We start from the raw sequence: 12,503 nt of genomic DNA, 5'->3' as shown, positions 1-12,503 counted from the left end.
ACGGCGAGCAGTCACCTCGCGGCCGAGAGAGTGACCCGCCCGGTTGACGGCGCCCAGTGACGGCGCCCGCCCTTGCCTCGCCGTGCCGCGAGGCAAGGGCGTCCCAGCAGGGTCACGTCCGGCGGCGTCCCATGAGCCGACGGCGTTCGCTACTCGCCGCTGTCGCCGTATGGGTCGTCCACGGCGTAACGCCAGTGCCCGTCATCGCCACGGCGAAGCACGTCGACGCCCACCCCCGTGAGCAGCTCCGGCGCGCCGGTGTCGTCCGTGGTCGCGATGGCCCAGTCCACGATCAGCAGGGCGGTGTCGGTGGTGACATATGACTGCCGCGTCGTGGTGTGTATCTTCGGCCGTCGGGAGAGGTACTCAATCACGTAGTCCGCGCGTGCCTGCCCGGTCAGCGGCTGCCCAGGTTCCCAGACCGCCACCGCCTCCGGCGTGTACATCGAGTTGACGAGCGCGGCGTCGCCGTCGTTGAACGCCCGCACATAGTGCTCGGTATGCGCCACGACCTCTCGCGCCCGTTCACCCATATCAACCGCGACCGTCATCGCTCACCGTTCCCTGTCACGAGGTTCTTCCGGGATGCTTCCGGCTGTCACCAACTGTATTTCGGTGGCGCTAACGACCGGCTTACGGACCGGTAACTCCGTGACCTTGATATCGATTCCGAGCCGTTAACGGAAACTTACCGGCCGCTGAGATGCGGCTTCTCCGGCTGTATGTAGCTTCGATGCGGAGCGCCGGGCACGTCGTCCGGTCGGTGACAAGAGGCGTCGAGCCACCCCGGACCGGCGCCACAGCGTCGGTTCTAAACAGCGTCGCGGTCCGGCCGGACGCGGCGCGCCGGCGGTGCCGACGACCGACGACCCACGACCGGCTAACGCGGGAAGGCCGAGCACATCGTGACCAGAGTGGACCACAGGCAGAGCGGCTCCGCCCGCGACCTGCTCACCGAGCTGAACCAGCTGCGAAAGCAGGCGCAACTGGGGCCGGATCCCACCGGCACGGATCGCCAGCACGCGCGTGGCAAGCTGACCGCGCGTGAAAGGATCGAGCTCCTGCTGGACGACGGATCTTTCCAGGAGATCGAACCACTGCGCCGTCACCGGGCGTCTGGTTTCGGGCTCGACGATGTCCGCCCCTATACCGACGGCGTCATCACCGGCTGGGGAACGGTGTACGGCCGTACGATCTTTCTCTACGCACACGACTTCCGTATCTTCGGCGGCGCGCTCGGCGAGGCCCACGCGACAAAGATTCACAAGGTGATGGATCTGGCGCTGGCCGCGGGAGCGCCGCTGGTCTCGCTGAATGACGGCGCGGGTGCCCGGATCCAGGAGGGTGTTTCCGCCCTGGCCGGCTACGGCGGCATCTTCCAGCGCAACACCCGGGCGTCGGGGGTGATCCCCCAGATCAGCGTCATCCTTGGCCCCTGCGCCGGAGGCGCGGCCTACAGCCCCGCTCTCACCGACTTCGTCTTCATGGTCCGCCAGACCTCACAGATGTTCATCACCGGCCCCGATGTCATCCGCGCCGTCACCGGGGAGGAGATCTCGCTGGACGGTCTCGGCGGTGCCGACGTGCACGCCGCCACTTCCGGAGTCGCCCACTTCGTCCATGACGACGAGCACGCCTGCTTGGAGGACGTCCGCTACCTGCTCTCGCTGCTTCCCGCGAACAACGGGGAGATGCCACCGGTCGCCGCCAGCACGGACTCACCCGAGCGCAGGACCGACTCCCTGCTCGATCTGGTGCCGGTCGAGCCGAGCCAGYCGTACGACATCCGCTCCGTTATCGAAGAGATCGCCGACGACGGCGAAGTGTTCGAGATCCACGAGACCTGGGCCACCAACATCGTGTGCGTGCTGGCGAGGCTCGGCGGCCATGTCGTCGGTCTTGTCGCCAACCAGCCGCTGTCGAAAGCCGGTGTCCTGGATATCCACGCGAGCGAGAAGGCCGGGCGATTCGTCCAGTTCTGTGACGCGTTCAGCATTCCGCTCGYGACGCTGGTCGACGTGCCAGGCTTCCTCCCCGGAGTCGGCCAGGAGCACAGTGGCATCATCCGCCACGGCGCGAAGCTGCTTTACGCCTACTGCAACGCGACCGTGCCACGCATCTCGCTGATCCTGCGCAAGGCATACGGCGGTGCCTACATCGTCATGGACTCGCGCTCGGTCGGCGCCGACCTGTCGTTCGCGCTGCCGACCAACGAGATCGCCGTGATGGGCGCCGAGGGCGCGGCGAACATCGTGTTCCGCCGGCAGATCGCGGGAGCCAACGATCCCGAGGAGACGCGGGCCCGCCTCGTCAAGGAGTACCGGGCCGAGCTGATGCACCCCTACTACGCCGCGGAGCGGGGGCTGGTCGACRACGTCATCGACCCGGGCGACACCCGCGCGACGCTCATCCGCGCGCTCGCCATGCTGCGGGCGAAACACGCCGAGATCCCAGCCCGCAAGCACGGCAACCCGCCCACATGACTATCCGGGTAGCCACGGGCCGGTCGAGCACCTGGCTGCGTGTCTTCGCGCCGGCGAACGCGGGATCGCCCCTGCTGGTCTGCTTTCCCCACGCGGGAGGCTCGGCGGGCGTCTACCGTCCCCTCGCGCTCGCGTTGGCCCCCGACGTCGAGGTGGTCGCCGTCCAGTACCCAGGCCGACAGGACCGGCGGGACGAGCCGCCGGCGGGCGACCTGCGCGCGCTCGCCGACGGCGTAGCCGACGCGCTGGGCGCGCAGGCACGTCCGTTCGCCCTGTTCGGCCACAGCATGGGGGCGATCGTGGGATACGAGACGGCCGTACGGATCGCGGCGAACTCGCTGCCTCGGCCCGTCCGGCTGTTCGTCTCGGGACGGGCGGCGCCTGAGCCGGACGGGCGACAGACCGTGCCGGCGGACGACATGGCGCTGCTCAGGGAGATCCGTCGCCTCGGCGGAACCGTCGGGGCCGTGCTCGACGACCCGGAGCTGCGCGAGCTCGCGCTGCCCGCGCTACGGGCCGACTACGCCGCGCTGGGCAGGTACAGCCCGCTTCCAGCGCCGCGGCTCACCATGCCCATCACCGTCCTGCGCGGCCACGACGACCCACTGGTGACCGCGCCCGAGGCCGAGGCGTGGCGAACCCGGACCGTGGCTGGCTCGGACACGCGGGTCTTCCCCGGCGGTCACTTCTACCTGAACGACAACATGCCCGGCGTCGCGGCTCTCGTCCGGGGCCGCCTCGCCGGCCGCGTGGATGACGACGACTCAGTGGCTTCTTGCGGGAGGGACGGTCGAAACGGATGACGAAGCTACCGGACCGGAACGAGGCTGGACCATACGGACCGCCCATCGCGGCGGCGACCCCCGCGGAAGCCGTCGCCGGAACGCCGACCGGTCAGCGCGAACCGATCGCCGTCATCGGGATCGCCTGCCGCCTGCCGGCGGCCGCCGACCCGGACGCGTTCTGGCGCCTGCTGCGCGAAGGCACCAGCGCCATCGCCGCCGTGCCCGAGGGCCGCTGGGACCGTCCCCGAGACACGGCGGTGCCTGGCCCAGCCCTCGGTGGCTTCCTCCCGCGCGTCGATGAATTCGACGCGGGGTTCTTCGGTATCTCGCCGCGTGAGGCCGCGGCGATGGACCCACAGCAACGCCTGGTCCTGGAGCTGGCATGGGAGGGACTCGAGAACGCGGGCATCCCGCCGGCGGCACTGCGCGGCGGACCCACCGCCGTCGTGGTCGGCTGCCCGCGGGACGACTTCGCCGCTCTCGTGGGTCAGCGGGGCGGTACCGCGGTCACACAGCACACCATGGCCGGGGTGAGCCGGGGAATCATCGCGAACCGGGTCTCCTACCACCTCGGCCTGCGTGGCCCGAGCCTGGTGGTGGACACGGCGCAGTCGTCGGCGCTGGTGGCGGTGCATCTGGCCTGCGAGTCGCTGCGGTCGGGCGAGTCGACCACAGCGATCGCGGCCGGGGTGAACCTCAACCTGCTCGCCGCGAGCGCCCTCGCTGAGGAGCGCTTCGGTGGGCTCTCCCCGGACGCCACCACGTACGCCTTCGATGCTCGCGCGAACGGATTCGTCCGCGGCGAGGGCGGCGTCGCGGTGATCCTCAAGCCGCTGAGCCAGGCCCTGGCCGACCTGGACCCGATCCACGGGCTGCTGCTCGGCAGCGCGGTGAACAACGACGGYGCGACGCCGGGTCTGACCGTACCCAGCCAGGCCGCGCAAGAAGAGGTGATCCGTTCGGCGTGGCGGTCGGCGGGCGTGGAACCACGCGAGGCCCAGTACGTGGAACTGCACGGCACGGGCACGCCGGTCGGTGATCCCATCGAGGCGGCCGCGCTCGGCGCGGTGTTCCGCGAGGGCCGGGCGGCGGCGAACCCTCTGCGCGTCGGATCCGTCAAGACCAATGTCGGCCATCTCGGCGGAGCGGCCGGGCTGGTCGGCCTACTCAAGACCCTGCTGAGCCTGACGCACCGTCGCCTGCCACCGAGCCTGAACTTCGACACGCCGAACCCGCGGATTCCGCTGTCCGAGCTCGGGCTCACGGTGCAAAGCGAGCTGACCGACTGGCCGGGTCCCGACCGAGCGCTGGTCGCGGGCGTCTCCTCGTTCGGGATGGGCGGCACGAACGCGCACGTGGTGGTGACCGAGAGCCCGATCAGCCGCTTCGAACCCCCGGACGCACGGGCGGCCATGGGTGCGCAGGCCGCCACCGCTGACGAGGCCGACGAGGCCGCCATGCCATTGATCGTCTCCGGACGGACACCAGCGGCGCTACGTGCTCAGGCCGAGCGGGTGCGCTCGGCGCTGTCGGACGACCCGCGGATACGGCCGGACGACGCCGGCTGGTCCCTTCTCCGGACCCGGACGCTGTTCGAACATCGTGGAGTCGTCCTCACGCGGGGCAGAGAGGAGACGCTGGCGGGCCTGGCCTCACTCGCCGCCGGGGCCACGAGCCCGGCGGTGCTGGCCGGCTCGGCGCAACCCGCCGGACTCGCCGTCGTCTTCACCGGCCAGGGCGCGCAACGCGTGGGGATGGGACTCGAGCTCCACGCGGCGTTCCCCGCCTTCGCCGCGGCCTTCGACGCGGTGGCGGCCCATCTCGACCCGTTGCTGGGGCGGTCGCTGCGTGAGGTCATCGCCGCCGGCGACGACCTCGACCGTACCGCCTTCACCCAGCCGGCCCTGTTCGCCGTCGAGGTCGCGCTGTACCGGCTGGTCGAGGCGTGGGGAGTGCGTCCCGACCGGGTGGCCGGGCACTCCATCGGTGAGATCACGGCGGCGCACGTGGCCGGCGTACTGTCCCTGGCCGACGCGGCGACGCTGGTGGCCGCCCGCGGCCGCGGCATGGGCGCGCTGCCCGCGGGCGGAGCCATGGTCGCGATCGAGGCGACCGAGGACGAGTTGCTGCCCTGGTGCGAGGCGGCCGCCGCCCCGCTGGCGATCGCCGCCGTGAACGGTCCGCGCGCGGTCGTTCTCGCCGGTGACGAGCAGGCTGTCCTCAGGGTCGCGGAGCGCTTCCACGGCCGCGGCCGGCGCACCCGGCACCTCTCGGTCTCGCACGCCTTCCACTCCCCGCTCATGGACGGCATGCTCGACGACTTCCGCGCCGTGGCCGAGACCCTCACCTACCGCGAGCCCGCGATCCCGGCCGTCTCCACGGTGACCGGAGGCGCGGTGGCCGCCGGGTCCTGGTCGACGGCCGACTACTGGGTGGAGCAGGTTCGGCGACCGGTGCGCTTCATGGCGGCGGCGCGAGCCCTCGAGGCCGCGGGCACGGGCACGTTCCTGGAGCTGGGCCCGGACGGGGTCTGCGCGGCGATGGTGGCCGACTCCGTGCTCGATCCGGAGCAGGTCACGGCCGTGGCGGCGACGCGCCGAGGCAGGCCCGAGGCCCCGACGCTGCTGGCGGCGCTCGCCACGGCCTTCGTACGCGGCGTCCACGTCGACTGGGAGCAGGCATATGACGGCCGCGACGGCCGCCGGGTCGCGCTGCCCACCTACCCGTTCCAACGTGACCGGCACTGGTTCGACCTCGACGGCCCGGTGGCCACGCCCACCGCGTCCCCGGCACCCGAATCGACGGAGGCCGCGTCGGCGGCACCCGGTCTGGTCGCGGCCGAGCCGGCGCCGGCCGCGGCGGCCGACGCGCTGGTCGCCGAGGGCCGACCGCCGGCCGCGGCGGCCGGCGCGCTGGTCGCCGGCCGGCTCGCCGAGGTCCTCGGGCACGTCGGCGGCGACCGCCTCGACCTGAACGCCTCCTTCCGGGACCTGGGCCTCGACTCTCTGATGTCGGTGGAGCTACGCGACGCGCTGTCGGCCGCCACCGGGCTGCGGCTGCCGAGCGGGCTGCTCTTCGACCATCCGACACCAGCCCGGCTCACCGCCTACCTGCGCACGGTCCTCGCGGCCCCGAGGGGAGCCGACGAGTCCGCCCTCGGCGCGGCGGACCCTTCCCAGGCGTCCCGTGAACCGATCGCCATCATCGGGATGGCCTGTCGCTACCCCGGCGGTGTGGAGTCGCCCGAGCAGCTGTGGGAACTCGTCTCCGCCGGCCACGACGCGATCTCAGGCTTCCCCACCGATCGAGGCTGGGACGCCGACCTGGCCGGACCGGGCCCGGCGGGGGACGGCCGCGGCGCGGTGCGGTCCGGTGGATTCCTGCGCGAGGCCGCCTGGTTCGACGCGGCGTTCTTCGGCATCTCGCCGCGGGAGGCGCTGGGCATGGATCCCCAGCAGCGCGTGCTGCTCGAGACGGCGTGGGAGGCGGTGGAGCGGGCGGGGCTGGACGCGGCCGCCCTGCGCGGCACGCGCACCGGGGTGTTCGTCGGCGCGACCGCGTTCGACTACGGCCCGAGAATGCACCAGGGGTTCGGCGCGGTCGAAGGCCATCTGCTGACCGGAACGACGCCCAGCGTGATGTCCGGACGGATCGCCTACCAACTAGGACTGAACGGGCCGGCGGTGACCGTCGACACGGCCTGCTCCTCCTCACTGGTCGCACTTCACCTGGCGACGCGCTCGCTACGCGCGGGCGAGTCGACGCTCGCGCTCGCCGGGGGCGTGACCGTCATGTCCACGCCCGGGATGTTCGTCGAGTTCGCCCGTCAGGGCGGGCTGGCTCCCGACGGTCGTTCCAAGGCGTTCTCCGCCGCCGCCGACGGCACCTCGTGGGCGGAAGGGGTGGGCGTGCTGGTGTTGGAGCGCCTCTCCGAGGCCCGCCGCAACGGGCACCGGGTGCTCGGCGTCGTCCGCGGGAGCGCCGTCAACTCCGACGGCGCCTCCAACGGGCTGACGGCCCCGAACGGCCCGGCCCAGGAAGAGGTCATCCGGCAGGCGCTGGACGACGCCGGGCTCACTCCGGCCGACGTGGACGCCGTCGAGGCCCACGGCACCGGCACCCGGCTCGGCGACCCGATCGAGGCCGAGGCGCTGCTGGCCACCTACGGCCGCCACCGTGCCGGGCGGGCGCCGCTCTACCTGGGGTCGCTGAAATCCAACACGGGCCACACGCAGGCGGCGGCCGGGGTCGGCGGACTGATCAAGATGGTGGAGGCCATCCGGCACGGTCTCCTGCCCAGGACGCTGCACGCGGACGAACCCACCCCGCACGTCGACTGGTCGTCCGGCGCCGTGGAGCTGCTCCAGGAGCCGCGTCCCTGGCCGCGGACCGGCGAACTCCGCCGGGCGGCGGTCTCCTCCTTCGGCATCTCCGGCACCAACGCGCACGTCATCGTCGAGGAAAATGATCCCCAAGCGGCCGAGGCCGGCGCGGCCGAGGCCCGAGGGGACGGGGGCGGCTCGGGCTCGCCGCGCTCCGAAGTGGTTCCGTGGCCGCTGTCGGCCAACAGCGAGCCCGCGTTGCGCGCACGGGCGGGGCAGCTGCGCGACGACCTGCGCGCCCATCCGCGCAAGCTCGCGTCCCTGCCGGACGTTGGCCTGTCCCTGAGCACCCGGACCAGTCTGCGGCATCGCGCCGCGATCGTCGGCGCGACCTCCGATGACCTTCTTGCCGGTCTCGACGCGCTGGCGGACGGGCGCCGAGCGCCCAATCTCGTCGTCAGCGAGGCGGGCAACGACGTGACCGCGTTCCTGTTCACCGGCCAGGGATCTCAGCGCGCCGGCATGGGCCGGGAGCTGTACGCGCACGCCCCGGTCTTCGCCACCGCCCTCGACGAGGTCGTCGACGCCGTCGACCCCCACCTCGACATCAGCCTACGCACCGCGATGTTCGCGGAGGCGGGCTCCGACGAGGCCACGTTCCTGGGCCAGACGGCCTACACCCAGCCGGCCCTCCTCGCGCTCGAGATCGCGCTGTTCCGGCTGGCGTGGCGGCATGGGCTGCGCCCCGACATGGTGGCGGGCCACTCCGTCGGGGAGATCGCCGCGGCGCACGTGGCGGGGGTGCTCTCGCTGGAGGACGCCGCCGCGCTCACGGCCACGCGCGGGCGGCTCATGCAGTCGACTCCGGCCGTTGGCGCGATGGTCGCGCTGGAGGCATCGGAGGGCGAGGTCGCGGACTCCCTGCGGGGGGACGAGGAGCGGGTGGCGATCGCCGCCGTCAACGCGCCTCGCTCCGTCGTGATCGCGGGTGACGAGGCCGCCGTGCGCCGTGTCGCCGCGCTGTGGCGTGGGCGCGGTCGCCGCACGCGTGACCTGTCGGTCAGTCACGCGTTCCATTCGCCGCACATGGACGCGATCCTCGAGGAGTTCCGGGCCTTCGCCTCGACCATGACGTTCCGCCCGGCCCACATTCCGGTCGTCTCCACGGTCACCGGCGCCGCCCTCGACGACCACGAGCTGAGCTCGCCCGACTACTGGGCACGCCAGATTCGCGAGACCGTGCGCTTCGCGGACGCCGTCCGCCATCTGGAGGCCCAGGGCACCTCGGTGTTCGTCGAGGTGGGGCCAGACGCCGTGCTCTCGCCGCTGGCCACCAGGTCCTTCACGGGGGCCGGGTCCGTGGCCGTGCCCCTGCTGCGCGCCGACCGGCCAGAGCCGGAGGCGTTCGTGGCCGGCGCCGCCGCGGCGCACACGCTCGGCGCACCGCTGGACCGGACGAGCTTCTTCCCGGCGGGGCGGGCCGTCGACCTGCCCACCTACCCGTTCCAGCGCGGGCGGTACTGGATCCCGGCGACGTCACCGGCCGACGCCCGAGGCCTCGGGCTGACGACGACGGGGAACGCGATGATCACGGCCGCCGTCGACCTCGCCGACCGTCAGGAGGTCGTGCTCACGGGCCGGCTCTCCCTGGCGGAGCACGGCTGGCTCGCCGATCACACGATCGGCGGCAGTGTGCTGGTGCCAGCCACCGCGTTCCTCGACCTCGCGTTCACGGCCGGCGAGCATGCCGGCGCGCAGCTGGTGGAGGACCTCGTGCTCGAGGCTCCGCTGATCATGCCCGAACGGCAGGCGGTGGTCATACAGGTCACCGTCGAGGCCCCCGGTCCCGACGGCGCCCGACGGCTGCGTGTCCACTCGCGTCCGGAGGGCGACGAGCGGCCGTGGACACGCCACGCGTCGGGGACCCTCGCCGCGGCGGTGGGCGACCAGGCATCGGACGCCGCGTGGGCGCTGCGGTGGCCGCCGGCGGGCGCCGTCGCCGAGCCGCCCGACGGCGTGTATGACCGGCTGGCCGAGCTCGGCTACGCCTACGGGCCGGCCTTCGCGGGGCTGACGGCCAGGTGGCGGGCGGGCTCCGACCTCTTCGCCGAGGTGACGCTGCCCCCCGAGGCCGGGATGGACGCCGATCGCTTCGCCGTCCACCCGGCGCTGTTCGACGCGGCGCTGCATCCTCTCGTGCTCGAGGCCGCGCGGGAGGTCTCTCCCGCGGAGATCCTGCTGCCCTTCACCTGGACCCGGGCCTTCCCTGGCGCCCGCGGCGCGACCACGTTGCGGGTCCGGATCTCGGGCCTCCCCGAGCTCGGGGCCGATTCGGCGCTCGGGGATGTCTCCCTCGCCCTCGCCGATCCCACTGGGGCGCTGGTCGCGACCGTCGAGTCGCTCGCCCTGCGCCCCGCCGCGCGCAGCCGGCTCGCCCCGACGGCGGACGACGACGGCGACGGCCTGTTCGCCGTGGCGTGGGAACCCGTGGCGACCGGCCCGGCGACCCGGCTCGACACGGCGCGCTGGCGCGAGGCTATCGGCGCGGAACCGCCGGACGGCGACAGGACGGACGTGGTCGTCGTCCGGGTCCGTGGCGACGCCCCAGGCGCTGCCACCCCGACCGCTTCGGCCGCGGCGATGGACGCGGCCAGGGCCGTCCGCCGGTTCCTGGCGGAGCCCCGGCTCGAGCACGCCCGCATGGCGTTCGTGACCACAGGGGCGGTCTCCACCAGGGCCGGCGAGGACGTGACCGATCTGGGCGCGGCCGCCGTGTGGGGCCTGGTCCGCTCGGCGCAGACCGAGCATCCGGGCCGGTTCCTGCTCGTAGATCTCGAACCCGCGGACGACGTCGCCGTGCTGCCTGCCATGACGCACGGGGGGCACGCGCAGGTCGCCGTGCGCGGCGGAGTCCCGCTCGTCCCGCGCCTGGCCCGCGTCCCCGCGGACGAGGCGCGGCCCCCCGTCGATCTCGGCTCCCTGGTTGGCGCTGACGGCCCTTCCGTCGAAGGCACCGTTCTGATCACGGGAGGCACCGGCGGGCTCGGTGGTCTCCTCGCCCGCCATCTCGTCAGCCGGCACCAGGTGCGGCGTCTCGTCCTGAGCAGCCGCCGCGGCCCCGACAGCCCCGGTGTGGACAGGCTCGTCGATGACCTCACCCTCCTGGGCGCCCAGGTCTCCGTCGTGGCGGTCGACGTCGCGGATCGCGAGGCCGTCGCGGCGATGCTGGCCGGCATCCCCGAGGAGCACCCGCTCAGCGCGGTGATCCATACCGCGGGTGTCCTCGATGACGCCACGGTCACCACGCTCACCGACGAGCAGGTCGACGCGGTGATGCGCCCCAAGGTGCGCGGTGCCTGGAACCTGCACGAACTCACCGCCAACCGGCCGCTGAGCGCGTTCATCCTGTTCTCCTCGATCTCCGGCCTGATGGGCACCGCGGGACAGGCCAACTACGCGGCGGCCAACGCCGCCCTCGACGCGCTCGCCGCCCGCCGCCGCGCCCGCGGGATGCCCGCCACGTCGCTCGCCTGGGGGCTGTGGGCGGACGTCACCGCCGCCGGCGGCGTGGCCGCAGGGATGGGCGGCGGGCTCACGGAAGCCGACCGGTCCCGCTGGGCCCGATCGGGCATCGCGCCGCTGGCCGCCGAACGAGGGCTCGCGCTCTTCGACGCGGCACTCGGCGGGCAGGAGGCGCTGTATGTTCCCGCCGCTCTCGACCTCGCGGCCGCGCGTGACGGTGGGGACGATCCACTCGAGCTGCTGCGCGCCCTGCTGCCCGCTGGCCGCCGTGCCCGCCGTCCGGGCAGGACACGGGTCGGCCCCGTGCATCAGTCCGGCGGGTCCGGCGAGTCCTGGGCGGACAGCCTCGCCGCGCTCGCCGAGGACGAGCGTGCCGCGGCCGCGCTCACGATGGTGCGCGATCTGGTGGCCGCCGTGCTCGGCCACGCGGACGGCGGCGAGATCCCGTCGACGCTGGCCTTCCGGGAGATCGGGCTCGATTCACTGACCGGGGTGGAGCTGCGCAACCAGCTCAACCAGGTCACCGGGCTCCGGCTACCGGCTACCGCGGTCTTCGAGTATCCCTCCCCCGACGCGCTCGCCCGGCATCTGGTCGAGACCGTGGCCGCCGCGCACCCCTCGACCGAGCCGGCCAGGCCGACGGGCGCGGCACGCGTCGTCACGAGCGAGACGGAGCCGATCGCGGTCGTGGGCATGGCGTGTCGGCTGCCGGGTGGGGTGGCTTCGCCGGAGGACCTGTGGCGGCTGGTCTCCGAAGGCGTCGACGCGATCAGCGAGTTCCCGACGAACCGCGGCTGGGACCTGGAGGCACTGTTCGACCCGGAGTCTCGCGCCCCAGGAACCACCTACACCCGTCACGGCGGTTTCCTGCACGACGCCGACCAGTTCGACGCGGCCTTCTTCGGCATCTCCCCGCGCGAGGCCACCGCAATGGACCCGCAGCACCGGCTCCTGCTGGAGACGACCTGGGAGACGTTCGAGGACGCGGGCATCGACCCGGCCACCCTGCGCGGCAGCCGCACCGGCGTCTTCACCGGAGTGATGTACGACGACTACGCCGCGCGGCTCCCCAGCAGCCCCGAGGAATACGAGGGCCTCCTGCTGGCGGGCAACCTCTCCAGCGTGGCGTCCGGGCGGGTGGCGTACACGTTCGGGCTCCAGGGCCCGGCCATCTCCGTCGACACCGCCTGCTCCTCCTCCCTCGTCGCCATCCACCTCGCCGCCCAATCCCTACGATCCGGCGAATCCACCCTCGCCCTCGCCGGCGGCGTCACGGTCATGGCGGGGCCACATGTCTTCGTGGAGTTCTCGCGGTTGAACGGCCTCGCACCCGACGGACGCTGCAAATCCTTCGCCGCCAACGCCGACGGCACCGGCTGGTCCGAAGGCTG

Annotated in this window: 4 protein-coding genes; 3 read left to right on the top strand and 1 reads right to left on the bottom strand. The window is 73.0% G+C overall.

The window, feature by feature from the left end; translation table 11 throughout:
* Positions 1-149 precede the first annotated feature (149 nt).
* Positions 150-551: a YybH family protein gene (locus BL253_RS33520; RefSeq protein ID WP_198946507.1), complete on the bottom strand. Its 402-nt coding sequence runs from the start codon at positions 549-551 to the stop codon at positions 150-152.
* Between the two features lie 354 nt (positions 552-905).
* Here BL253_RS33520 and BL253_RS33515 point away from each other — a divergent pair, with 354 nt between their 5' ends.
* The 3 genes from BL253_RS33515 to BL253_RS33505 all read left to right on the top strand — a co-directional run.
* Complete coding sequence (locus tag BL253_RS33515; RefSeq protein WP_076821552.1) at positions 906-2,483, top strand: acyl-CoA carboxylase subunit beta; 1,578 nt, start codon at positions 906-908, stop codon at positions 2,481-2,483.
* Positions 2,480-3,286, top strand: a complete 807-nt coding sequence (locus tag BL253_RS33510) for a thioesterase II family protein (RefSeq protein WP_076821551.1) — start codon at positions 2,480-2,482, stop codon at positions 3,284-3,286. The genes BL253_RS33515 and BL253_RS33510 overlap by 4 nt, the downstream gene beginning before the upstream one ends.
* Positions 3,283-12,503 (top strand): type I polyketide synthase (locus BL253_RS33505; protein ID WP_116438920.1); only part of this gene is annotated, 9,221 nt, incomplete at its 3' end. The genes BL253_RS33510 and BL253_RS33505, both read left to right, overlap by 4 nt.

The organism is Pseudofrankia asymbiotica (assembly GCF_001983105.1).
GTDB classification, from domain to species: domain Bacteria; phylum Actinomycetota; class Actinomycetes; order Frankiales; family Frankiaceae; genus Pseudofrankia; species Pseudofrankia asymbiotica.
The sequence above is the reverse complement of the archived record's forward strand: the minus strand, read 5'-3'. Positions and strand labels throughout refer to the sequence as shown.